Source organism: Winogradskyella poriferorum (genome assembly GCF_050618035.1).
GTDB classification, from domain to species: domain Bacteria; phylum Bacteroidota; class Bacteroidia; order Flavobacteriales; family Flavobacteriaceae; genus Winogradskyella; species Winogradskyella poriferorum_A.
The window spans coordinates 238,195-263,233 of the sequence record NZ_JBODPY010000002.1; the positions used below are offsets into that span (position 1 = coordinate 238,195).

The window sequence follows — 25,039 nt, forward strand, 5'->3', positions numbered from 1 at the left end:
GCGTGAAAGTAACACTAAAAGTGTAATTGCACAATATTAGGAAGAGGATTGTTTCTTTTTAAATACGGATTTTATTCCGTTATAATCTATAAAGTATTGGACGCGTAATGAAAAGGTATTTCTTATAGGTTGTTGAAATAACAAATCGAGACTTTCGGTAAAGTTATCATCAGCATTTTCATCGAAATTAAACAACTGATTTCTATATAATGCCGTAAGGAAACTGCCAGGTGCAAACTGCCATGAATAACTTAAATCTACATTCCACGTGCTAAAGTTAATGTCTGGGTCGCCTCCAATATTATCTTTATTAAAACCATCTGCTGTAGTTAATCGTCCATTATCTAACAATGTAAACATATCATAGTCATACATTACGGTATCCCAATAGTGTCTAAAAGTAAGGCCTAAACTATGAAATGGATTAAAGGTATAGTTACCAGAAAGGGTATTGGTAACTATTTGTCTGTTACGTTCACCAAGTATAGGGACACCATTAACATTTGTTGCGTAACCACGGTCTCCATTGCGATAGTCAAAATTTAATCCATAAACCATTAGTAACTTATCTGAAAAACGGAAACGTGGTTCAAATTCAAAATCATAACGGAAAAGGTCACGTCCTTCCTCAAATAATGTTGCCACATTTGCTCTTATATCTATTGCAAACGCTCTATTATAATTAGTTGATACCCAACCGCCAGTACTCACAGAATTCTCAAAGATAAAGGCGCGTCCATCCCGAGATTCAAAAAAGTCATACTGCTTACCTGGTTGTACATTTAATCTAAAACCATAAGCGTCTAATTTTCTGGTAAATGCTCGATAACCACCACCTATATTAAATCTTGAGAAGGTATTTGGATCTACTAATCTTCTATAATTAGTAAAGAAATTAAAACGATAACTATTTAATCGACCTGAGGGTTCAAAGGTTTGATAAGAAAAGTCGAAACCAAAGTCATTTCTATTATTTCTAAGGTTAAGACCTAAATCATTTATATCATACTTAGTGTCTGCAAATCTATGATCAAAGCTATACCTAAAATTACCAGCTACTTTACCGACAAATAAAAAGCTACTAAATCCTGTTTCTGTTGATGCGTTCTGGTAATTTACATTACTCATACGAAGTTCGGTGTCTAATCTGTAGGTATTCTTTTTGTTAACGAGATTTGCCACTAATGCCGTAGCATTGCCATCCCTAAATTCTCCTTCTCTGGTAACATTGGTGTTAATAAGGCTAATTGCAGAATTACCTCCAAATTGTTTTTCTACTACTAATATGTTATAGTTTGTAAAAGGTTCAACAACCTCCTCTCTTGTTTCACCTGTATCCTCATTAGTAATGGTACCATAAGTCTTTTCTGTAATGGCATTTAAAATACCTAAACCCCAACCATCTTTTGTTCGTCCTGAGACTTTTAGTGCATTAAGTACTTTAACTTCTCCTGGCACATTTGCGGACTCATTAGTAGCCAAAATAAGTTCACCCGTTGGAGCACTACCAATTCGCCTTGAAAAAAACAGGCCACCCTTAGAAAATAGGTCTACACCTTCTGTAAAGAATTGTCTCTGTTCAGAGAAGGTTTGTTCAAACGGACCTAGATTTAATACGATATTATCAAAACCAGCTTGACTGAAATCTGGAATCAACGTTGCATCTAAAGTGAAGTTATCTGTAATACCATATTTTATATCCATACCAAAGCGCAGATCAGAATCTACCTCACCATCAAAAGTGTTTAATATTCCGGTTGTAAAAGGGTAGAGGTTAAGCCTAACAGGTGGTTTAATATTATCTAAACCTGTCATTTCTCCATTATAAAGACCAACATAACCTTTGGTTGGGTCAATCGGATTCCAAGTATATTGAGAACGGTCTCTTCTAAATTGTCTATGAAATTGTAAACCCCAAGTTGGTTCTTCTTGATCTGCAAAGCGAAGCGTGCGATAAGGTATTTTCATTTCGACAGTCCAACCGTCATCTTTCATTTCAACAGCACTATTCCATACAGCATTCCAACCAAAATCCTCACCTATACTTGGATTTGAAATGGCATCAGCTTGTTGGCCAGAGCTAAATACAAAGAAGCTCGTATCGTTTTGTGCATCGTTATTTGGATTTAATACAACTAAGAAAAAATCTGTTTGACCAAAGTTATCACGATTAACCAATTGTTTCATGACAAGATTAGGATCATCGTAGAGGTAAGCAGCAACATAAATCGCTTGGTCATCGTAAGTGACTTTAACTTCTGTGCGTTGTTCCTCAGGAAGCGGATTTCCAATTTCTGGTCTAAATTGAATGAAGTCTGTGGCAATCTCTGCATTTTTCCAAGCAATATCATCTAATTTACCATCTATTTTCGGCGCTTTCGATGTACGTTCAATCTGAAGTGATTTTTTTTCTTGGGAGACGGAAAGTTGAAAAAATAAAATGACTAAGACTAAAGATAATATGAAACGTGGTTGCATAGTTTTGGGTGGGAAGTATTAACTGAAGTCTATTTTTTGAGCTATCTATTTGTATTAAAATGCAAAGCTACATTTACTCATAGGCATGCGCTCTTAATTAATCGTTAAAAAGGTTTAAAGGATGTTAACGTATTTTAAGATGAAATGGCAGTATTAATTAATTTGGAATACTTATTGCAAATTAAAAGTAAACAATAAAACACTTTAATGAATAAACTTAAATTATTAGCAATAAGCCTCTTATGCGATGCTCTGGGTTACGTATCCTTATTTTTCCCTCTTTTTGATTTTATTTGGGCACCCTTGTCGGCATATCTTATGACTAAATTGTATAAGGGTAAAGAAGGCAAAATTGCTGCGGTAATTTCATTTATTGAAGAGGCTTTGCCCTTCCTAGATGTTATTCCAACTTTTACCTTAATGTGGATATACACCTATGTCTTAAAAACAAAAACTCAAAATATTAATGCATAAAAAAAGCACTCATTAGGAGTGCTTTTTTTGGTTTAAGTTTAATAAATATTAAAGGATGGCAACACCTGTCCAAGTAATATTAAAATCTTCTGATCCTCCAGTTGCAGAACCAAATTCATTTGAATCATCTACTGTAGATGGCTCATGAATTAATCTGATTTGTAGATTTCCATTACTTACTGCACCTGCAACCCAAGTTGTATTAACACCTAGTTTGCTTCCGTCAGGTCCAGCGATATCACCTGCATCTCTTGTCATGGTAAGATTAATACCATTTACAGCATATGCAAAAAAGTGCTCGTCTGCTTCTGGAATGATATCGTCATTTAACACATCATCAGCAGGGTTTTCTTGTTCATTAGTGATAGCTAACGTAAGAGCATAAGTCGCACCACTGGTAAAAGTACCAACAATATTCTCAGTAGAAGTACCATCCTCAAAACCATCTGGTGCTGTACTTGTTAAAGTTACAACATCCGTTGCATCTGCAGTATTTGTAAATGTTAAGGTTAAGTCTGTAATAAACTCCTCTTCAAGTACTGGATCTGGATCATCATCATCTGAACATGACGTGAAAGTAGTTACTAGCGCCATACATATTATTGCGCTTAGAAAAAATTTAGTAGATTTCATAAAATTAAAATTTAAATAATTGATTTTCATTGTATTAAAGTTTGAATATTAAGTTAAAAATTTATTTAATAGTTAAGTTGCAATTGCAACGTTATGTTTCTTCCTAGTTCGTCTGCGAAAAATCTCAAACGATTTAAGTAATTTCTGTATGTGGTATCCAACAGATTATTTATGCCAAAACTTACATTTAAATTAGTCCTGTTTTTTATACTAAAAGTAGCATCAGCATAGAAATGCAATAAATGATATGCAGGTGGAGGTGAACTTATATCAACTAAGATCATTTCCTCATTGAGTTCATCTTCTACCTCGAAATTAAAATCAGGAAAATCTTTTTGTTCAAACACACATTCTGATTTTAAGCTGGCAGAAAAGTTGTTCCAAGATTCGTTATTATAGGTAATTTGATTTGTCGTATTGAATGGTGGGATATCTATTATTGCCATATCTGTACTTAAATCATTACCTTTTATATAGGCAGTTTTATTTTGAAATTGCCATTTGTCATTTATTTTATAGTTAACCGAAACATCTAAACCATACATTTCTGCGTCAGTTTGCTGGTATTCCCATAAAGGAAAAGGTCCTCTAACTGTACTAATGAAGTCAAAAGGTCTTAAGTAAATAAAATCTTTAATTCTATTATAAAAAACTTCAGTAGTTAGATTTAAATTATTGGTATTATAAATGTATGACGCAGAAACCCTATTTGAAATTTCTTGAACAAATCGTATATCTCCTAATTCAAATCGTGCGGCAGAATGATGAAGTCCATCACTAAATAACTCTGCTACATTTGGTGGTCTACTGGCTAGACTATAGTTAATTAAAACTGAGTTTTTGTCATTAATACTGTAATTTATGCCAGCCGATGCAGATAAATTATGATAGTCGAAAATAGGATTTGTAAGGTATTGGGTTGGAGTTTCATCAATTATTATATCTGAGAAATCCTCATCATAACCACGTTCTTCCCAACGTGATTTTCTATAGAATTTTTTGGCATCAATCCTGTTAAAATCATAACGAATTCCAGCATCACCAAGTAGGTTATCATTTATCTTAAATTCGGTAGTCACATAAGTGCCAAAATCATATTTATTATAATCAGGGATAATACGTCTTACACCCGTTTCAGGATCAGCAAAGTTGTCCTGAAAGCGACCCATTAATCCAAAATTTATTTTTTGGTTTAAATTAGAGTCTAAACTAACATCTGCTAAAAGTGAATGAGTCTGCAAAGTTAAATCAATTGCAGGTATATTTCTTCTGTCACCTAGTCTAACATCAAATTCAAGACGTTGATTATTTTGATAGTCATACTGAAGATTCAGCTTTCCAAAGTTCTTAAAACGCTTGTAAAATTTAGCTTTTGCTAAATGATGTATAATTTCTTGTTTAGGCGCATTAATATCATAGCTAAAATCTTCAATCAAAAATGGCTGTCCAGAATTTATTGCACGCTCTAAATCAAAAACGCTTCCAATGTGTGAGGTACCTAAAATACCAATCTCATTATCTAAGTAACTGTAATAGAATTCAAAACCAGTTTCAAAATTTGATTTCCCAAACCGAACCGAGATACCCTTTGAGTCTAATCCCGTATTGGTTAAATTATAGTCAGGTGCTTCAAAGTCCCCATTTCGTTTATACGAGCCCTGAAATGATGCGTACCAGCCAGAACTATAGTTTTTATTTAAACTTGTTGAAATATTATAACCGCGACCGTTAGTTTGTCCACCCAATATAGTTTTTCCATACAAGGTATCTAGTCTAATAATACGTTTTGGATTTATTATGACAACGCCTCCTACGGCATCACCGCCATATGCAAGTGCACCTGAGCCTTTTATTACTGAAATCTGATTGGCACTATTTACGTCAACATTTGGAGCATGTTCAATTCCCCATTCTTGATCTTGTAATCGTACTTCATTATTCATAATAAGAACTCTACTACTATGTAAACCATTAATCATAGGTTTTACAATTGTATTACCAGTGTTTATTGATGATACTCCTGGAACTTCTTTTAAGACGTCACCAAGGCTTAAACTACTATATTGATCAATTAAATCACTCTTTAGAACTGTTTCTTGTGCTGTAGTGGAATTAGTTTGATCTTTGCCCACAACGACAACTTCATTTAATTGCTCTAAATGATGTTCTAAAACTATTGATTCATATGTATCACCTTTAACATTAATCTGCACTACTTTCGTTTTACATGCCAAATGAGAGATTTCAATTTTATATGTTTTATCACATAAATTCTCAAATTTGAATTTTCCTTCTTTATCTGATATTGCAATCTTATTTGTACCTATAAGTTTTATTGTGGCATTTTCTAAAACAGTGTTGTCGTGAAAATCTGAGACTTGCCCAATCAACAGATTGGTGCAATTTTGAGAATAGCCAAAACTTATAACCAGTAGAAATAAGACTAATAAGATATTTTTCATTTTTTAATTATAATATCTTTGTTATTAATCTTGTTATTCCGTTATTGACGTATTAAATAAGGTATGGTGGTGCTTTATTTCTTCTAGAAAAACTCAGAATGGGATTATAGAATGAATCATAATACCCGATAACGTCTTTTTTATTAAAAGTATCATCATTTGACAATCCAACGAACTTATATTCGAAGGAATTATCATAATCCAAACTATTAAGGTTAATTGCAATTAAGCATATCTCACATGGAATTTCTTGATCATTATCATGATCTTGAGTATTGCTTGTAGTTTGATCAGAATTTTCGTGATGGAGGTAGACATGAAGTCCTATGGTATTACTAGTTAGTAATAGTGATAGAAAAAATAGTGCTATAAACTTAATAAAGTTCTTCCTCATTCTGTCTCCAAACCTAGTATTTACTAGATATCAAGGTCTTTTAATTCTTATTTTCGATCTTTAAAAAAACCAAATCGTCTGAGCATTTTTTTTTCGAATTCCCAAAAAAACCTAAACTGTCCAAACAACCAGCCAAATATAATTAAAAGTATTTGATAAAATACAAGGCCAATAATAATAAATAATACCCAATATAGGATAGGGTTTAAGTTTTCTTTAGTAATCCCTAAAAACTTTATTATAGGCCGTCCAATAAGCATTGAAGAAGATCCTGTAATTGCAAAAACAATGAACACACGTATCATTTCCCATCTGTAATTGAGTATCCATTTGTTTTCCAGCTTTTTAAACAAAAAGAGGGTGATTTTAATTAGGATGTAAGCGATTACAACCGCAACGATAAGAACCCAATAAATTTCACTTTCAGAAAGTAGTGCTTTCGAAATTTTATAGGCAGAATAACATACACCAATTAACCCAAGTAAAGGGAATAAAAGTTGCCAATTTTCTTGAATCTCCCATTTTTCCTTAAAAGCCTTCATAATTTGCATTTGCGGTGCAAAATTACGTCAAATTCTAGGAACAAAAGCGGTTAATCGTTGATTATATTTAAGTTGAAAGTAAACGAAATAGTTGTAAAGAAGGTAGTTGACTTCATAACCATAGTCGGTATTAACATCGTAATCAATTCGTAACTCATACAAACTTGGGTCGTAAACTTGTGGTTGGAGGTTACGTTGATTCCAAGACTGAACTAACAAGGCGTTTCTCGATTCTAAAAAAGTCTGAGAGTGAAAACCTCTTGGTCTAGCGGTACCCATAAGCCATTGTCTAAAACCAGGCTCTATAATTATTATCTCATAATCTGTTTCATCACTACTTATTGAGACTGTATCAGGTTCAACTAAAGCATCTTCAGAATCATGATTAATGACTTGGCTGGTGTTATAGGATTTACAACTGAAAATTAATGCTAGAATTGTAAGGATATTTATAAGCTTCTTCATAGACTATAAATTTAAAAATTAAAACTCATTTTTTTCATAATGATTATACAAATCAAAGCGGTTTGCATCAAATTAAAAAGCTAAATATTGTGTAGGGTTAGTCTTAATGAGTGAAATGGCAATAAAACCTATTCAAATAAAAAAGTAGCTCCAAAAAGAGCTACTTTTTTATTTATATATAATAGATGACTATTTTCCGAATAAACCTCCGAGTAACCCACCAAGGCCACCTTTCTTTTTACTACCTCCAAGTACCATACCTGCAACATCATCAATCACACTACCATCACCATCTGCATCAAGAATTTGTTCTAAAAAGCTCTGTTCATTTTTGGTTTGACTACCACCTAACATTCCACCAATAAGGCCTGTTAATTGATTTTCTGAACTTACGTTGCTCTGACGTGCTTGCTTCCCAAGAACACCCATTAATATAGGAGCTGCAACTTTTAAAATATCACCAACAGAACCTGCATCAATTCCTGCTTTCTGACCAATTACTTTTTGCACGCCTTGTTGTCTACCACCTAAAACATGACCTAATATTTTTGCACCATCAACCTTTACATCTTCATCAACACCACCACCAAAAAGGCCTCCTAAGTTGTCTAATATACTACCATCGTGCTTACTGTTTAAAGCACCCATTAACCCTTGTGCACCTTGAGGGGTTGAGGCATTGCGCTCCATAGCTTTCATTAATACTGGTAGCGCCATTGTTAAAACACTGCTTGTTTTGCTTGAATCATTTCCTGTAGAACCAGAAACACCATTTATAATAGTTTTTCCAAGATCACTGTTTAATAAGTCTAAAATCCCTGACATACTTCTTTTTTTATCGATTAATTTTTTACGTTTTTGAAGGTACAAAAAAAGTCCCAACATAGTTAGGACTCATAAGTTTTAAGAAAGTCACAGATAATTTTAAATTATCCTAGAATACTTACAATTTGATCTGCTAATTCTACACCAATACGATCTTGTGCTTCATTTGTTGCGGCACCAGTATGAGGTGTAAGTGAAAGTGATGAATTCATAAGTAATTGAACCTCTGGCTGTGGCTCTTTTTCAAATACATCTAGAGCAGCTCTCGCTACTTTACCACTTTCAATTGCTTTTACTAATGCAACTTCATTAACAACACCGCCACGCGCCGCATTAGCCAAAATGACACCATCTTTCATTAATTGAAAGTCCTTTTCATCTATAACATATTCCTTCTGAGCAGGGACATGTAAAGTGATAAAATCAGCATTCTTTAAAACCTCTTCCTTAGAGGTTGTTTTAATATTGAAACTTACTTTTTGCCCATCGTAAAAATCTAAATCCAAGTTTGTCTCCTCAATAAATGGATCATAAGCCACAACCTTCATACCGGCTCCAATACCAATCTTAGCCGTTGCTTGTCCAATTCTACCAAATCCAATGACACCTAAAGTTTTACCTTTAAGTTCTATACCCTTAGCATAAGCTTTCTTTAAGCTCTTAAAGTTTTTGTCACCTTCTAATGGCATATCTCTATTAGAATTGTGTAAAAATCTTGCTAATCCATAGAAATGACCAAAAACAAGCTCTGCAACAGAGTGTGAAGATGCTGCAGGTGTATTTATGACATGGATCCCTTTTTCTCTTGCGTACTCAACATCGATATTATCCATACCAACACCACCACGTCCAATTATTTTAAGTCCAGGGCAATTATCGATAATGTCTTTTCTCACTTTAGTTGCACTACGTACCAGTAATACAGAAATGTCATTATCATTTATATAATTCTGAAGCTGCTCTTGTGCAACAGTTGTCGTCAATACTTCATAACCAGCTTTTTCTAAAGCAGTAATACCACTTTGAGAAACGCCATCATTCGCTAATACTTTCATTTTTCTTTTCGTTTTATGCTTTTCTTTCTAATTCACTCATAACTTCTACCAAGGCCTTAACACTGTCGAGACTTAAGGCATTGTACATAGACGCTCTATAACCACCAACACTGCGATGACCATTAAGACCATTGATACCTGCTTCTTTCCACATCGCATCAAAGGTTTCCTTAAGGTTTTCATTTTCTAAGGTAAAGGTAGCATTCATTGTAGAGCGGTCTTCCTTAACGGCATAACCTTTAAATAATGGGTTTAGGTCTATTTCTGAGTAGATTAAACGCGCTTTCTTCTCATTTTCTTCTTCAATTGCCTTAATACCACCTAAGTCTTTGAGCCATTTTAGTGTTAACATGGAAACATATACTGGGAATACAGGAGGTGTATTGAACATACTGCCTTTTCCAATATGAATTTTATAATCCATCATTGATGGAATTTTTCTTGAAACTTTTCCTAAAACATCTTCCTTTACCACAACTAGTGTTGTACCTGCAGGCCCCATATTTTTTTGAGCTCCTGCATAGATAATGTCAAACTGAGAAAAATCGAGTTGACGTGAAAAAATATCACTACTCATATCACATACCATTGGAATTGGAGAATTTGGAAATTCCTTAATCTGTGTTCCGAAAATGGTATTGTTTGATGTGCAATGGAAGTAGTCATAGTCTTCTGGAATATCATAACCCTTAGGAATATAATTATATCCAGCGCTTTTAGAGGAGGCTACTTCATAAATATCATCATAAATTTTAGCTTCTTTTATGGCTTTATCAGACCATGTACCAGTGTTAAGATAACCAGCTCTCTTTTCTAGCATATTAAGCGCAACCATTAAAAATTGGGTACTCGCCCCACCTTGTAAGAATAAAGCTTTGTAACCTTTACCTTCAAGACCTAAAAGCTCTAAGGCTAACGATCTCGCATTTTCCATTATATCTACAAATGGTTTGCTACGATGTGAGATTTCTATAAGGGATAAGCCATCGTCATAGTTAACTACAGCCTCAGCTGCTTTTTCCATTACAGACTTAGGTAATACGCAAGGACCTGCACTAAAATTATGTTTTTTCATGATAGTTATTTTAGAGGTACAAAAATGCTAATTTATTAAGGAATAAGCATTAGCAATTTGATAATTTTTAGATTATGTTTTTAACAAGAATTCAACAGTGTCAACATTGTCTGCATAATCCCATAATTGAGGCTTCTGTGTTTGACCAAATAGCACCTCATCTTGCATAAAATCTTTTGATACAATACACTGTATATCTTCTTTGTCCTCAGTCAATTTTTGCCTTAAATGATCTAGGTCATTGTAGTATTCAAAAAACAAGGTAGCAATAGGAGAGGCATAGGACTCATCTTCTTTTAACATTAAGAATCCATTCTCGAGCATATCATATTCACTCATTAAGTAAACCGCCTTATTGTAATCATAATTATTGGCATATTTTGCTTCATGTATTATAGGATGCCATTTGTAAACAGCATTAAAAAAGGCATCAAAATTATAATCCTTTGGAACAAATAATTTAGATACACTTCTGCAACCTAAACCATAGTATCTAAAGATATCGTCAGATAAAGCTTCGAGTTCTTCCTTACTTTCATTTCCTTTAAGGATTGCTACCGAATTACGATTTTTTCTGATGATAGAGGGTTTATTACGGAAGTAATATTCGAAATACCGTGCTGTATTATTACTTCCTGTTGCGATTACCGCATCAAAGTCATTTAGTTTTTCTTCGGTAAATCTAATTTTACCTTTAAAGCCAGGTTCTATATGTTCTAAATATTTGGCTAAATAGGGTAATAAATGTTTATCGTTTGATGAGAGTTTCACCAAGACACGATGACCAGAAAGTAATACAGAAATAAAATCATGGAACCCAACCATAGGAATATTTCCTGCCATAATAATAGCAATTTCTTTCTCTTCAACTGAATTAAAGTTATACTTTGATAACCATTGTTCAATACTATTGTTATTCAGTATTTTAGACCAAGATTCTAAAGCGAAATATATGTTTTCTTTTGTAAACCATCCATTAGATTCTTTTGCCAATTTTATTTGATGCTTAAAACCATCAAAAAACATAGTATTAGATGCGTTAGAATCTTTTTTCTCACTTTCAGAATCCGAAAATTGACCTAAAAACAATCCTAGTTTAGAGAAAGCGTTAATTCTTCGTTGTAAATCCATTGGGTGTTTGGTAAAAAGTCTTTTTGGCTTTATTTTTGCAACTGCAAAATTAAGGAAAAGAAAAACGATTATGGCAATTATAATTACTGATGAATGCATTAATTGTGGCGCTTGTGAGCCAGAGTGCCCAAATACCGCTATATATGAAGGCGCAGATGATTGGAGATATTCAGATGGGACAAGTTTAACCGGTAGAATTGTATTACCAAATGGAAAGGAGGTGGATGCAGACGAAACGCAACAACCTATAAGTGATGAAGTCTATTATATCGCACCTGATAAATGTACTGAGTGTATGGGCTTTCATGAAGAACCACAGTGTGCAGCTGTTTGTCCGGTAGATTGTTGTGTGCCAGATGAGGATGTAGTTGAAACCGAAGAGGAATTGTTAGGCAAACAACGTTTTATGCATCCAGAAGATTAAACCTAAAAATATCTAGATAAACCTATCCTAAGCCATGCTTAGGATTTTTTTATATCCAATTGTAACGCTTTTATCGAGATGTATACCTATAAATTAAAAATTGTAACTTATGTCAAGTAAAAAAGAAAGTAAACTTCCATTAGGAATAGCAATAGGTACTGCTGTAGGAATTGCTACAGATAAAATTGGGTTATGGATACCTATGGGAATTGCTATTGGAGTAGCAATAGGTGCTTTTCTTCAGGGAATTACAAAAGAGAATTAAGAACTATAAAAGTATGGCTGGGCTTGCGACTAAAGAGACCAATAAAAGCGTAGAAGGTTTTATTAATGCTGTAGATAGCAAGTCTAAACAAGATGATAGTAGAGTCTTACTTAAACTAATAGAAGAGGTTACAGGTTATAAACCAAAGGTTTGGGGTGACAATTTTATTATTGGATTTGGCAAATACAAATACAAGCGAAAGCAAGGAAAAGAGGAGTACGAGTGGTTTAATGTAGGATTTGCGCCAAGGAAGACAAAAATCACTATCTATTTAACCTTTGATATAAATAAGGAACAAGAACTAATTTCCAAATTAGGTAAATGTAAATGGGGAAAAGGGTGTTTATATGTGAACAAGCTTCAAGATATTGACCTTAATATTCTAAGGAAACTAATTTTAAAAAGTAAAGATGCTACTTGGCATTAGTCCTAGTTAAATTACATGGATAATTCATCATTATTATCTGTCTTAATTAACTACATTTGCACTCGCAAAATAAGTAATACATGAAAGCTGGAATTGTAGGATTACCAAACGTAGGAAAGTCAACACTTTTTAACTGTTTATCTAATGCCAAAGCACAAAGTGCAAATTTTCCATTTTGTACAATTGAGCCAAATATTGGTGTTGTTAATGTGCCAGACCAAAGATTATCCAAGCTAGAAGAACTTGTAAATCCAGAAAAAGTAATTCCTGCTACTGTAGAAATCGTTGATATAGCTGGTTTGGTAAAAGGAGCCAGTAAAGGCGAAGGTTTAGGAAATCAGTTCTTAGCCAATATTCGTGAAACTGATGCCATACTCCATGTTTTACGTTGTTTTGATCATGATAATATTGTTCATGTTGATGGTTCTGTAGATCCAATTAGAGATAAAGAAACTATTGATATGGAACTTCAGTTGAAGGATCTAGAGACTGCAGAGAAAAAGCTCGACAAAGTTAAGCGTGCGGCCAAAACAGGTAATAAAGAAGCACAGGCTGAAGAAGCTGTTCTTTTAAAGATAAAAGATGGATTAGAAGCAGGAAATTCTGTACGTGCATTAGATTTTTCTGATGAGGATTATGCAGAGTATGTAAAACCGTTACAATTTATTACTGATAAGCCAGTAATGTATGTTTGTAATGTGGATGAGTCGTCAGCTACAAGTGGGAATGCTTATGTAGAAACAGTGAGAGAAGCCGTTAAAGACGAAAATGCCGAAGTTTTAGTTTTGGCGGTTGGTACAGAAGCAGACATTAATGAATTAGATGATTATGAGGAGCGTCAAATGTTTCTTGCTGATATTGGTCTAGATGAGCCAGGCTCTGCGAAATTGATAAGATCGGCATACAAACTATTAAAGCAACAGACCTATTTTACTGCTGGACCAAAAGAGGTAAGAGCGTGGACAGTTACTGTGGGAGCATCAGCACCTCAAGCGGCAGGAGTCATCCATACAGACTTTGAAAAGGGTTTTATTAGAGCAGAGGTTATAAGTTTTGATGACTATGTTAGTTTTGGTAGTGAGTCTAAAGTAAAAGAGGCAGGTAAAATGCGCGTTGAAGGTAAAAATTATATTGTTAAAGATGGTGATGTGATGCATTTCTTATTTAACGTTTAGTACCTAAAAATATATTAAAACTAAATGGCCAATGTTCTCAACAACATTGGCCTTTTAATTGTTAATTACTTTAGTAAAACCATATTTCATTTTATAGGCTATAGTCTTATATTAGCGTTCTATCTAAAAATTTTTTGTCCTAAACTTTATGTCAGCACAGTCTAACTATACTGAAGAAAATATACGTTCACTCGATTGGAAAGAACATATCAGAATGCGTCCTGGTATGTATATCGGAAAATTAGGTGATGGTTCATCACCTGATGATGGAATCTATATTTTAATCAAGGAGGTTTTAGACAACTCTATTGATGAGTTTGTGATGGGTGCAGGTAAGACTATTGAAATTTCCATTCAAGGCGAACGTGTTACCGTTAGAGACTATGGACGAGGTATACCGCTTGGAAAAGTTGTAGATGTAGTTTCTAAAATGAACACAGGTGGTAAGTACGATACCAAAGCCTTTAAGAAATCAGTTGGTCTTAACGGTGTTGGTACTAAAGCCGTAAATGCGCTTTCTACCTATTTTAGAGTAGAATCAACTCGAGATAATAAATCGGCTTCAGCTGAATTTGCGTTGGGTGAACTTACCAATAAAGAAATGTTGGAAGAGACCTCTCGTCGAAAGGGTACTAAAGTCACGTTTGTGCCAGACAACTCTATTTTTAAGAATTATAAATTTAGAAATGAGTATGTGGTTAAGATGCTTAAAAACTATGTTTACCTCAATCCAGGTCTTACAATAGTTTTTAATGGTGAAAAGTTTTTCTCTGAAAATGGACTTAAAGATTTATTATCAGAGAATATTTCAGAGTCAGATTTACTGTATCCAATTGTTCATCTGCGTGGTGATGATATAGAAGTAGCTATAACTCATAGTAAAACCCAATATAGCGAGGAATACCATTCGTTTGTAAATGGTCAAAATACTACACAAGGAGGGACACACCTATCTGCCTTTAGAGAGGCGATTGTAAAGACGATTAGAGAATACTATGGTAAAAATTATGACGCTTCAGATATTCGTAAGTCCGTAGTAGCTGCTATTGCCATAAAGGTGATGGAACCAGTATTTGAGAGTCAGACAAAAACAAAATTGGGTTCTACAGATATGGGTGGTGATTTGCCTACAGTAAGAACTTATATCAATGATTTTGTAAAACGTTATTTAGACAATTATCTTCATAAAAATCCAGATACTGCAGAGAAAATCCAAAGAAAGATTTTACAAGCAGAACGCGAGCGTAAAGAGCTCTCAGGCATTAGAAAATTAGCAAAGGAGCGCGCAAAAAAAGCCAGTTTGCATAATAAAAAACTAAGAGACTGTCGTGTACATTTTGGTGATACTAAGAATGAGCGTAATCTTGAAACCACACTTTTTATAACTGAGGGTGATTCGGCTTCTGGTAGTATTACAAAATCTCGTGATGTAAATACACAAGCCGTATTTAGCTTAAAAGGAAAGCCATTAAACTCTTATGGATTAAGTAAAAAGATTGTTTATGAGAATGAAGAATTCAATTTGCTTCAAGCAGCATTAAATATTGAAGAATCTATAGAAGATCTTAGGTATAATAATATCGTCATTGCTACAGATGCCGATGTTGATGGGATGCACATCAGATTACTCCTTATTACATTCTTTTTACAGTTTTTCCCGGAGGTCATAAAGGAAGGTCATCTTTATATCCTACAAACACCATTGTTTAGGGTGCGTAATAAAAAGGAGACTATTTACTGTTATAGTGAAGAGGAACGAAAAAATGCAATTGATAAACTAAAACCAAAACCAGAAATAACAAGATTTAAAGGATTAGGTGAAATCTCTCCAGACGAGTTTAAGCACTTCATTGGGGAAGATATTCGCTTAGACCCTGTGATGTTAGATAAAGACATGTCTATAGAGGAATTATTATCCTTCTATATGGGAAAAAACACCCCTTCAAGACAAGAATTTATCATCGAGAATCTTAAAGTTGAATTAGATGTAGTTGAAGACTAATCGAACTAATAAAGTTGTGTTGTAAGACTTATGTCAGAAGAAAGCCAAGACTTAGAAAATACGAATAACGAACAAAATCAAGAGCCCCAAGAAACCATTACTAGAGTCACTGGTATGTATAAGGACTGGTTTCTTGATTATGCCTCTTATGTGATCTTAGAGCGCGCTGTACCTGCCATTGAAGATGGTTTTAAGCCTGTACAGCGTCGTATTATGCATTCTATGAAAGACCTTGATGACGGTCGCTATAATAAGGTGGCCAATATTGTCGGTCATACGATGCAGTATCATCCTCATGGAGATGCAAGTATTGCAGATGCAATGGTTCAGATTGGGCAGAAGGATCTACTAATCGATACCCAAGGTAACTGGGGAAATATATTAACTGGTGATAGAGCTGCAGCTTCGAGATACATCGAGGCACGACTTTCTAAATTCGCGTTAGATGTAGTCTATAATCCTAAGATTACAGAGTGGCAAGCCTCTTATGACGGCAGACGGAAGGAACCAATTAATCTTCCCGTTATGTTTCCTCTCTTATTGGCTCAAGGTGGTGAAGGGATTGCTGTTGGTTTGTCGACCAAAATATTACCACATAATTTTATTGAATTAATTGACGCTTCAGTAAAACACCTCAAGGGTAAGCGATTTACACTTGTTCCTGATTTTCCTACGGCTGGGATTGCAGACTTTTCAAATTATAATGATGGCATGCGTGGTGGTAAGGTTAGAGTAAGGGCTAAAATTTCACAATTAAGCAAAAATACTCTGGTCATTACCGAAATTCCTTTTGGAACGACGACGTCATCTTTAATTGATTCTATTTTAAAGGCTAACGATAAGGGTAAAATTAAAATTAAGCGTATTGAAGATAATACGGCTGCAGAGGTAGAAATCCTTATTCATTTGCCGTCTGGTCTTTCACCTGATAAGACTATAGATGCCTTATACGCATTTACGAATTGCGAGACATCAATTTCACCATTGGGTTGTGTTATTGAAGATAATAAACCATTCTTTGTTGGCGTATCTGAGATGTTACGTCGATCAACCGATAATACGGTTCAGCTTTTAAAACAAGAACTGGAAATAAAGCTTGGTGAATTTGAAGAGCAATGGCATTTTGCTTCTCTTGAGCGTATCTTCATAGAAAATAGAATATATCGCGATATTGAAGAAGAGGAAACATGGGAAGGCGTTATTAAAGCTATTGACAATGGTTTAAAACCTCATATTAAACATTTAAAAAGAGCGGTAACAGAAGAAGATATTGTCCGTTTAACTGAGATTCGAATAAAACGTATTTCAAAATTTGATATTGATAAAGCGCAACAAAAGATTGATGCTTTAGAAGATCAGATTGCTGAGGTAAAACATAACCTAGCCAATCTTATTGATTATTCCATTGCTTATTTTGAGCGATTGAAAAAGGATTATGGTGAAGGTAAAGAGCGTAAAACAGAAATTAAAGTTTTTGATGATGTTGATGCTACAAAAGTAGTTATTCGGAATACTAAGCTTTATGTAAATAGAGAAGAAGGTTTTGTAGGAACATCCTTAAGACGTGACGAATATGTTTGTGACTGTAGTGATATTGATGATATCATAGTTTTTACCAAAGAAGGTAAAATGATGGTTACCAAAGTTGATAGTAAAACTTTTGTTGGTAAAAATATTATTCATGTTGCTGTATTTAAGAAAAAGGATAAGCGTACCATTTACAATATGATCTATAGGGATGGTAAAGGAGGTCCATCTTATGTTAAGCGCTTTGCGGTTACCAGTATTACTAGAGACCGAGAATATGACTTAACTAACGGAAATAAAAATTCTGTCATTTGGTATTTCTCAGCTAATCCTAATGGTGAAGCAGAAGTTGTAACTGTGATGTTAAGACAAGTTGGAAGTATTAAAAAGTTGAAGTGGGATCTCGATTTTGCTGAAATTTTAATAAAAGGTCGTGCATCTAAAGGTAACCTCGTAACGAAATACTCTATAAAACGTATAGAGCTAAAGGAAAAAGGTGTTTCTACTTTAAAACCGCGTAAGATATGGTTTGATGATACCGTACAACGACTCAATGTTGATGGTAGAGGCGAACTAATTGGTGAGTTTAGAGGTGAAGATCGATTATTAATAATTACCCAATCTGGTATTGTAAAAACTATAATACCAGAGTTAACAACTCATTTTGATAATGATATGATTGTTCTTGAAAAGTGGATTCCTAAAAAGCCTATTTCTGCAATCTATTATGATGGTGATAAGGAGCGCTATTACGTGAAGCGTTTTTTAATAGAAAATGAGGGTAGAGAAGAGTCATTTATTTCAGATCATCAAAATTCACAACTCGAGATTGTTTCGACAGATTGGCGTCCAATGGCAGATGTAGAATTTACTAAAGTTCGTGGGAAAGACAGAAAGCCAAATATGGAGGTTAATTTAGAAGAATTTATTGCAATCAAGGGTATAAGTGCTTTGGGTAATCAACTTACCAAGGAAAAAATTAATCAAATTAATCTACTAGAGCCTTTGCCATATGAAGCTCCGCAAGAAGTTCATGCTGATGACTTAGAAGTCGTTGATGAGGTGACGGTAGAACCGGAAAATAAAAACGAAGCTCAAGAACAGCAAACGCAACAAAATACAAAGGATGCCAATACGGAGGATCCTGAAGTAGATGATACTGGTCAGGCGAGTTTGTTTTAGTTGTTAAGTTTTTTGGTTCTATAGTTGAGAAACTCCACAAACAGGGAGAAAGCAATCGCAAAATATAGATAACCCTTAGGTATTGCACCAACGGTTTTTCCAAAGAACTGTGTATTCGATAGATGTGCTGCTTCTGTTATTAGCATAAATCCAATAAGTATTAAAAATGCTAAACCAAGAATCTGCATACTTGGATGGCGATCTATAAATTTTCTAATTGGGTTGGCAAATCCGATCATAACAACTATCGATATTACAACGGCTATGATCATTAAAACTAGTGTATAGTTATTGTTTGGGTGTAAACCATTAGTCATTCCAACAGCTGTAAGTATTGAATCAACTGAAAAAATAAAATCTATAATTAGAATTTGGGTTAAGGCCTGTGATAAAGAGTTAATTACCTTTGATTTTAATCCGTCCTCATCATGTGATGGCACTTCCACTTTTTCTCTTATTTCTGAAGTGCTCTTGTAAATTAAAAATAAGCCTCCAGTAAATAAGATAACTGCTTGCCAACTAAAAGCAATTGTTAGCCAGCTATTTTCAAGGGTGTAAAATGGTTCGCTTAAACCAATAAGAAAGGATACAAAAAAGAGCAAAATTATTCTTTGTACCATTGCCAGTACCAATCCTATATTTGTAGCCTTAGCTCGTTGTTCTTGAGGTAATTTGTTAGCAGCAATTGAGATAAATACGATATTATCAATTCCTAACACGATTTCTAAAAACGTTAGTGTTATTAATGCCATTATAGCATCGTATGTCATTAAGAATTCTAACATTTTTAGTCTATTTTGTAAGCTATTCCTTTTTCAACAACAAGCGGGCGGTTTGGTTTTTTAATCGCTAATTTATATTCAAAAGTATAGGAGCTGTCTGTAGTGGACAAGATTTTCATATGAATAGCATCCTTTTCAATATTAGATTTTGGATTTAACTTTTTCAATACAAATTCACAATCATTAATCCATCTCACTGAGGATGTATCTATTTTACCATCATAATAATCGATATTCAAAGCCTCTGTTCTTTTAAATCGACCAGTTTTTTCCTGGCCATTTAAGTTATAGGTAAACTCAAAGGTTCCGGTTTTATAATCATTACAACTTCTTGTTACATTGTAACAACTAGTCATTAATAGCGGAAAAAGAAAAATTAGAGTACGCTTCATTGTTTATTTACAAAAATACAAATAGAACAAGTATGATTAAGGCTTGTAGCTCTTAAATGAACCATCTTCGTAGAAAATAACAATTTTCTCAATTGCCTTTTCTGTATTAACCATGTTTGAGGTATGTTCATTATGAATCTGAGAGTTTTGTTGTGTACTAATAGGAGAGGTCTTTTCAATTGGAAAAGTTCCTTTACCGTTTAACAACCAATAGAGTTCTACATTGGGATATGCATTAAGAACCTTCATTACAAAATCTAAGCTCGGCTTATTTCTTCCCGATAATACATGTGAAATGCTCGAGCGCTGTACTCCAATTTTTTCAGCAAAACTAGAAGCTGATTCATCATGAAAATCTATGACTTTTTGAAGTCTTTGAGAAAATTCTGAAACGTTTACCATTGTAAACAAACTGTTTATTTAAATATACGTTACAAATGTAAACATTAGATGCAATACAATTGTAATTTTTTATAAAATACAGAATTTATATTTAAATAATTAGATTATATATATTAATTTAAACAACTGAAATACAATATTATATAATATAAAATTGATTTTGTTTGCATAATTTTTAATTTTTTAAATCTAATATTTAAAAACCGTGTTGCATATTGTAAAAAAATACAAAAAAAGTATGTAGTCAGGTTTACAAATGTGAAATTTTTATGGTTTATTTTTGTGACTTAAAACAATGAAATGAACATTAAAGATTTAATAAATAATTATTCAAAAATTAAGGAAGCAAGATTGCACGGACGATATATCACTAACCAGTCTATTGAATCTTGTCTCAAAGATCTTGAATTTAATTATGAGGTAATTGGACGATCTGTTGAGGAAAGACCAATTTATGGAATTCAATTAGGTCAGGGGAAAAATCGTGTATTAATGTGGTCGCAGATGCACGGCAATGAATCGACTACTACTAAATCTATATTTGACTTTTTTAAAGTATTGAAATATGATAAAGAGTTTTCTGATTTTATTTTAGAAAAGTGTACGTTGTATATTATACCAATTCTTAATCCCGATGGTGCTTATAACTACACACGTTTAAATGCAAATAAAATTGACTTAAATCGTGATGCACAAGATTTATCACAACCTGAAAGTCGCGTGCTCAATACAATTTTTGAGGCTTTTAATCCTCACTTCTGTTTTAACTTACATGGACAACGGACAATATTTGGTGTTGGAGAATCTGGGAAATCATCATCTATCTCTTTTTTAGCACCTGCTCAGGATGAGGAGAGGTCTATTACTAACAATAGGAAAATTGCGATGACTATCGTTGCCGATATGTATTCTACTTTAAATGAATATTTGATTGGACATATTGGCCGATATGATGATGCGTTTAATATTAACTGTGTTGGTGATACCTTTCAAAGTAAAGGTATTCCAACTATTTTGTTCGAAGCTGGTCATATTAATGGCGATTATAATCGGGAAGAGGTACGAAAATACATTCTTGTGGCAATGTTAAAGGCGTTGACATCAATTTCAAAATTTAATAATAAGTCTTGCGATTATTCTACATATAATAACATTCTAAATAATTCAAAATCCTTCTATGATATTATCATCCGAAATGCTTTGATTAATTCAAATGATAAACACAGTGTTGATATTGCAATTCAATATGATGAAGTATTGATTGATGAAAAAATTGAATTTATTCCTCGAATAAAAGCCATTGCAAACTTAAGTTCCTTTTATGGTCATGTCGAAATTGAAGCAGGCAGAAAAGTGGTAAAATCTTCATCAGGATCAGTACTGAAAGTTACTAACGAAATCGATTTCGTTCTGTTAAATAATGAGAAAATAGCACTAAAACCATAAAATATTTCAATAATAATGCGTATTTGCCAATAAAAATACTTTATTTTTGCATATACTTTAAAGAAATTGAAATTATGGCGAAGTTTAAATTAGACGAAATTGACCACCAAATATTAGATATGCTCATTGACAATACCAGGATTCCCTTTACTGATATTGCCAAAAAATTATTAATCTCAGCCGGAACTGTGCATGTCAGAGTTAAGAAAATGGAGGAGGCTGGAATTATAAAAGGTTCATCCTTAACCTTAGATTACAAAAAGTTGGGTTATTCCTTTATTGCCTATGTTGGTGTGTTTTTACAAAATACGTCTCAGACAAAATTTGTGCTAGAGCGCATTGAAAGTATACCATATGTAACTGTTGCACACATTACAACTGGTAAATTCAATATTTTTTGTAAGATAAGAGCAAAGGATACGATGCATGCTAAAGAGATTATCTTTATGTTAGATGATATCGACGGTGTTTATAGAACTGAAACTATGATTTCTTTAGAAGAGAGTATTAATGACAAAAAACGATTAATGCACACTATCTTTAACGAACTGTAAAAAGTATTTTTTTCTAATATATAAAGCTCTTAATAATAATTAAGGGCTTTTTTTAATTTTTAATTAAAATGATTTCAGACCAAATAAGCAATACCGAGTATAATCCTTATTATACCCAATATATAAATAACGCCTGTGACATAGATATAGTTAAAGGTCTAAAAGAAAATCTAGAAAGAAACTTATCATTTTATTCTGACATTCCAGAAGAAAAACATAATTACGCCTATGCAGAAGGGAAGTGGACAATAAAACAAGTACTACTTCACATTATTGATACCGAACGTATTTTTGCCTATCGTGCCTTGAGAATAGCAAGGAATGACAAAACACCATTAGCAGGTTTTGAGCAGGATGACTATATAGACAATGCAATTACTTCAGTTAGATCAATGGAAAGTCTATTAGGTGAATATGAATCAGTACGCAACGCTTCAATATCACTTTTTGAAAGCTTAAATGCAGAAGAGCTTAAAAGGGTTGGTGTAGCAAGTAATTCACCAATTTCAGTTAGGGCAATTGGTTATATTCTAACAGGTCATGAAAATCACCATAACCGTGTCATAAAGCAAAAATATCTTTAAATACTTAAATTATTATAATAAGAAAAAGCCGCAAGAATTAGGTCTTTACTAACTTCACAATCAATTCTAGGGCTACCAATGGCATCTAATAGTACAAACTTCACCTTTCCGTGACTGTTTTTCTTATCGTGTCGTAGAAGTTTTATAATAATATCTTGATCAATATCATTAATTTCGACTTTTTCAAAATACTTTATAAAGCACCTTGTTATATTGTCTAATTCATCCTTAGAAAGACTATTTTGAACTGAAGAAATATAAGCTTCTAATATCATACCTATTGCAATGGCTTCACCATGTAAAAGCGGTGTTTTATCTCCATTCTCCAGAAAATAACTTTCTATAGCATGACCAAGCGTGTGTCCAAAGTTCAAAACTTTACGTAGCCCTTTCTCCGTAGGATCTTCAGAAACTACTTCATTTTTAATTTCTACAGATCTGTAAACCAGATTATCGATATTAGAGTCATCAATTTTATCAATGGATTTAAGTTCTTCCCAATAAGCTTTATCCCCTATTAAACCGTGTTTGAGCATTTCGGCAAAACCAGAAATCACATGGTTTGGTGGTAATGTTTCGAGATAGGAAGTATCTACTAATACCATACTACCTTCACTTATCACACCAACTTGATTCTTAAGAGCTCCTAGATCAACACCAGTCTTTCCACCAACAGAAGCATCTACCATGGCTAACAATGATGTAGGTACATTTATATAATCAATTCCTCTCATATACGTACTTGCAACAAAACCTCCTAAATCCGTAACAACACCACCTCCTAAATTTATTAAAAGGCTTTTACGATCTGCTCCGTACTCAGACATAGCTTCCCATACACCCATGCAAATATCTATGGTTTTATGATCTTCACCTTCAGGCATTTCCATGACTTCAACTACGATATCGTTAGATTCTAGCAATGACAAAAATTTTGGAAGACAAAACTCATGTGTATTGGTATCAACAAGCACAAAAATCATAGAAGGATTTGATGCTTTAATATGCTTATTTAATTCAAGATAGACCTGTGAATTAAAATGAACAACCGAGTTTTTCGTTTGAATAGATTTCATTTTAGAAGCTACATTTCGAACTGTGAAAATACTTAGATTTTGGAAAAAAAATGTGCTATTATAAATATATTTGCATTTAAATTATCTTCAGTTATGATCGACCGTAATTTATTCAATAATACAAGGATTGCATTCAATTTAAAATCAGATTCTGAATTGGAGCGTGCCTATTTTTTGTTTAAGATGATATCGTCCCAACCACTAGTTCGTATAGGAACTGCCGCGACAAATTTTGCTTTAAAGGCAAACCTGCCAGTAGAAGGATTAATTAGGTCTACCGTTTTTGATCATTTTTGTGGTGGAGTGAATGAAGATGATTGCTTAGATGTAGTGCAAAAATTATATGGTAAAGGTGTTTCTAGTGTATTGGATTTCTCGGTGGAAGGAAAAGAGGAGGAGCAACAGTTTGACAAGGCATTGAATAAAACTTTAGAGCTTATTGAGTTTGCTGACAAAAAAGAAGAAATGCCAATCGCTGTATTTAAACCCACAGGATTTGGTAGATTTCACTTATATCAAAAAATAGGAGAGGGTAAGGCCCTAACGGAAGCGGAAGAACAGGAATGGAATAGGGTGAAGGAGCGATTCCATATGGTATGCAAACTTGGAAAAGATAAGGATGTAGAAATTCTTATAGATGCTGAAGAAAGCTGGATGCAAGACGCAGCCGATGAGTTAGTTGAAGAGCTTATGCGTTCGTATAATACTGAGAAACCAATAGTTTTTAACACCTTACAATGTTACCGTTGGGATAGACTCGACTATTTAAAATCGTTACACCAAAGGGCAAAGAAAGAAGGTTTTAAAATTGGTATGAAAATAGTACGCGGTGCCTATATGGAAAAAGAAAGGGTTCGGGCAGAGGAAAAGGGCTATCAATCTCCGATTTGTAAAGATAAATCTGTTACAGATGAAAATTTTAATAACACTTTGGGCTATATCTTGAGTAATCTCAGTGATATTGCAGTATTTATCGGCACCCACAATGAAGATAGTAGCTATTTAGCGATGGAATTGATGGAAAAGTATACTATTAAAAAAAATGACAATAATGTATGGTTTGGTCAATTATATGGCATGAGTGACCATATCAGTTATAATCTAGCTTCTGAGGGCTATAACGTTGCTAAATATATTCCTTTCGGTCCGGTTAAAGATGTTATGCCTTACCTAATTAGACGAGCAGAAGAAAATACATCTGTTGCGGGTCAAACCAATAGAGAATTAGAATTAATTAAGACTGAAAGGAAGCGTAGGAAGCTCTAAA

Annotated in this window: 25 protein-coding genes; 11 read left to right on the top strand and 14 right to left on the bottom strand. The window is 33.6% G+C overall.

The window, feature by feature from the left end; translation table 11 throughout:
• Positions 1 to 36 precede the first annotated feature (36 nt).
• A complete protein-coding gene (locus ACRHOC_RS05950; RefSeq protein ID WP_431157670.1) occupies positions 37 to 2,478 on the bottom strand; it encodes a DUF5916 domain-containing protein in 2,442 nt (813 codons plus the stop codon).
• 207 nt (positions 2,479 to 2,685) lie between these two features.
• Between ACRHOC_RS05950 and ACRHOC_RS05955 the strand changes: the two genes are divergently transcribed.
• Positions 2,686 to 2,952 carry a hypothetical protein gene (locus tag ACRHOC_RS05955; RefSeq protein ID WP_431157671.1) on the top strand — a complete coding sequence of 89 codons (267 nt, stop codon included), beginning with the start codon at positions 2,686 to 2,688 and terminating at the stop codon, positions 2,950 to 2,952.
• Between the two features lie 48 nt (positions 2,953 to 3,000).
• On the opposite strand, the gene ACRHOC_RS05960 is transcribed toward ACRHOC_RS05955, so the two are convergent.
• From ACRHOC_RS05960 to ACRHOC_RS06000, 9 genes are all read right to left on the bottom strand, one after another.
• A complete protein-coding gene (locus ACRHOC_RS05960) occupies positions 3,001 to 3,585 on the bottom strand; it encodes a hypothetical protein (protein WP_431157672.1) in 585 nt (194 codons plus the stop codon).
• A 65-nt stretch (positions 3,586 to 3,650) separates the two neighbouring features.
• Positions 3,651 to 6,047, bottom strand: coding sequence for a TonB-dependent receptor (locus ACRHOC_RS05965; protein WP_431157673.1), 2,397 nt, complete (start codon positions 6,045 to 6,047; stop codon positions 3,651 to 3,653).
• A gap of 52 nt (positions 6,048 to 6,099) precedes the next feature.
• A complete protein-coding gene (locus ACRHOC_RS05970; protein WP_431157674.1) occupies positions 6,100 to 6,441 on the bottom strand; it encodes a hypothetical protein in 342 nt (113 codons plus the stop codon).
• Between the two features lie 47 nt (positions 6,442 to 6,488).
• Complete coding sequence (locus tag ACRHOC_RS05975) at positions 6,489 to 6,983, bottom strand: DUF6787 family protein (protein ID WP_431157675.1); 495 nt, start codon at positions 6,981 to 6,983, stop codon at positions 6,489 to 6,491.
• A 27-nt stretch (positions 6,984 to 7,010) separates the two neighbouring features.
• Positions 7,011 to 7,448 carry a DUF6146 family protein gene (locus ACRHOC_RS05980; RefSeq protein ID WP_431157676.1) on the bottom strand — a complete coding sequence of 146 codons (438 nt, stop codon included), beginning with the start codon at positions 7,446 to 7,448 and terminating at the stop codon, positions 7,011 to 7,013.
• Between the two features lie 189 nt (positions 7,449 to 7,637).
• Positions 7,638 to 8,273, bottom strand: a complete 636-nt coding sequence (locus ACRHOC_RS05985) for a DUF937 domain-containing protein (protein ID WP_431157677.1) — start codon at positions 8,271 to 8,273, stop codon at positions 7,638 to 7,640.
• Between the two features lie 104 nt (positions 8,274 to 8,377).
• Positions 8,378 to 9,328 (bottom strand): D-2-hydroxyacid dehydrogenase, encoded by a 951-nt coding sequence (locus tag ACRHOC_RS05990; protein WP_431157678.1) that lies wholly within the window; start codon positions 9,326 to 9,328, stop codon positions 8,378 to 8,380.
• Between the two features lie 13 nt (positions 9,329 to 9,341).
• Complete coding sequence (gene serC, locus ACRHOC_RS05995) at positions 9,342 to 10,403, bottom strand: 3-phosphoserine/phosphohydroxythreonine transaminase (RefSeq protein ID WP_431157679.1); 1,062 nt, start codon at positions 10,401 to 10,403, stop codon at positions 9,342 to 9,344.
• A gap of 72 nt (positions 10,404 to 10,475) precedes the next feature.
• Positions 10,476 to 11,534: an acyl-CoA reductase gene (locus ACRHOC_RS06000; RefSeq protein WP_431157680.1), complete on the bottom strand. Its 1,059-nt coding sequence runs from the start codon at positions 11,532 to 11,534 to the stop codon at positions 10,476 to 10,478.
• A gap of 70 nt (positions 11,535 to 11,604) precedes the next feature.
• Between ACRHOC_RS06000 and ACRHOC_RS06005 the strand changes: the two genes are divergently transcribed.
• The 6 genes from ACRHOC_RS06005 (at position 11,605) to ACRHOC_RS06030 (ending at position 18,536) form a co-directional block, all read left to right on the top strand.
• Positions 11,605 to 11,958 (top strand): 4Fe-4S dicluster domain-containing protein, encoded by a 354-nt coding sequence (locus ACRHOC_RS06005; RefSeq protein WP_431157681.1) that lies wholly within the window; start codon positions 11,605 to 11,607, stop codon positions 11,956 to 11,958.
• A gap of 109 nt (positions 11,959 to 12,067) precedes the next feature.
• Positions 12,068 to 12,223 carry a hypothetical protein gene (locus tag ACRHOC_RS06010; RefSeq protein WP_431157682.1) on the top strand — a complete coding sequence of 52 codons (156 nt, stop codon included), beginning with the start codon at positions 12,068 to 12,070 and terminating at the stop codon, positions 12,221 to 12,223.
• Between the two features lie 13 nt (positions 12,224 to 12,236).
• Entirely contained in the window at positions 12,237 to 12,650 is a 414-nt protein-coding gene (locus ACRHOC_RS06015; RefSeq protein WP_431157683.1) for a DUF1801 domain-containing protein, read from the top strand.
• An 80-nt stretch (positions 12,651 to 12,730) separates the two neighbouring features.
• On the top strand, positions 12,731 to 13,825 hold the full coding sequence (gene ychF, locus ACRHOC_RS06020; protein WP_431157684.1) for a redox-regulated ATPase YchF: 1,095 nt from the start codon (positions 12,731 to 12,733) through the stop codon (positions 13,823 to 13,825).
• Between the two features lie 148 nt (positions 13,826 to 13,973).
• Positions 13,974 to 15,827, top strand: a complete 1,854-nt coding sequence (locus tag ACRHOC_RS06025; protein ID WP_431157685.1) for a DNA topoisomerase IV subunit B — start codon at positions 13,974 to 13,976, stop codon at positions 15,825 to 15,827.
• Between the two features lie 30 nt (positions 15,828 to 15,857).
• A complete protein-coding gene (locus ACRHOC_RS06030; protein WP_431157686.1) occupies positions 15,858 to 18,536 on the top strand; it encodes a DNA gyrase/topoisomerase IV subunit A in 2,679 nt (892 codons plus the stop codon).
• Here ACRHOC_RS06030 and ACRHOC_RS06035 read toward each other — a convergent pair.
• Genes ACRHOC_RS06035 through ACRHOC_RS06045 form a run of 3 tightly spaced genes read right to left on the bottom strand, consistent with a single transcriptional unit; the run spans position 18,533 to position 20,112 of the window.
• Positions 18,533 to 19,321, bottom strand: a complete 789-nt coding sequence (locus tag ACRHOC_RS06035) for a TerC family protein (RefSeq protein ID WP_431157687.1) — start codon at positions 19,319 to 19,321, stop codon at positions 18,533 to 18,535. The two genes, ACRHOC_RS06030 and ACRHOC_RS06035, sit on opposite strands and share 4 nt — an antisense overlap.
• 2 nt (positions 19,322 to 19,323) lie before the next feature.
• Positions 19,324 to 19,710 (bottom strand): hypothetical protein, encoded by a 387-nt coding sequence (locus tag ACRHOC_RS06040; protein WP_431157688.1) that lies wholly within the window; start codon positions 19,708 to 19,710, stop codon positions 19,324 to 19,326.
• A 36-nt stretch (positions 19,711 to 19,746) separates the two neighbouring features.
• Positions 19,747 to 20,112, bottom strand: coding sequence for a helix-turn-helix domain-containing protein (locus ACRHOC_RS06045; RefSeq protein ID WP_431157689.1), 366 nt, complete (start codon positions 20,110 to 20,112; stop codon positions 19,747 to 19,749).
• A gap of 300 nt (positions 20,113 to 20,412) precedes the next feature.
• On the opposite strand from ACRHOC_RS06045, the gene ACRHOC_RS06050 reads away from it, so the two are divergent.
• The 3 genes from ACRHOC_RS06050 (at position 20,413) to ACRHOC_RS06060 (ending at position 22,696) form a co-directional block, all read left to right on the top strand.
• The gene (locus tag ACRHOC_RS06050; protein ID WP_431157690.1) at positions 20,413 to 21,558 is read left to right on the top strand and encodes a M14 family metallopeptidase; all 1,146 of its coding nucleotides are present in this window, start codon (positions 20,413 to 20,415) and stop codon (positions 21,556 to 21,558) included.
• Between the two features lie 74 nt (positions 21,559 to 21,632).
• Positions 21,633 to 22,112 carry an Lrp/AsnC family transcriptional regulator gene (locus tag ACRHOC_RS06055; protein WP_114301533.1) on the top strand — a complete coding sequence of 160 codons (480 nt, stop codon included), beginning with the start codon at positions 21,633 to 21,635 and terminating at the stop codon, positions 22,110 to 22,112.
• A gap of 68 nt (positions 22,113 to 22,180) precedes the next feature.
• Positions 22,181 to 22,696, top strand: coding sequence for a DinB family protein (locus ACRHOC_RS06060; protein ID WP_431157691.1), 516 nt, complete (start codon positions 22,181 to 22,183; stop codon positions 22,694 to 22,696).
• Here ACRHOC_RS06060 and aroB read toward each other — a convergent pair.
• Positions 22,693 to 23,772 (bottom strand): 3-dehydroquinate synthase, encoded by a 1,080-nt coding sequence (gene aroB / locus ACRHOC_RS06065; RefSeq protein ID WP_431157692.1) that lies wholly within the window; start codon positions 23,770 to 23,772, stop codon positions 22,693 to 22,695. The genes ACRHOC_RS06060 and aroB overlap by 4 nt on opposite strands.
• Positions 23,773 to 23,865: 93 nt before the next feature.
• Between aroB and ACRHOC_RS06070 the strand changes: the two genes are divergently transcribed.
• Positions 23,866 to 25,038: a proline dehydrogenase family protein gene (locus ACRHOC_RS06070; protein ID WP_431157693.1), complete on the top strand. Its 1,173-nt coding sequence runs from the start codon at positions 23,866 to 23,868 to the stop codon at positions 25,036 to 25,038.
• Position 25,039 lies beyond the last annotated feature (1 nt).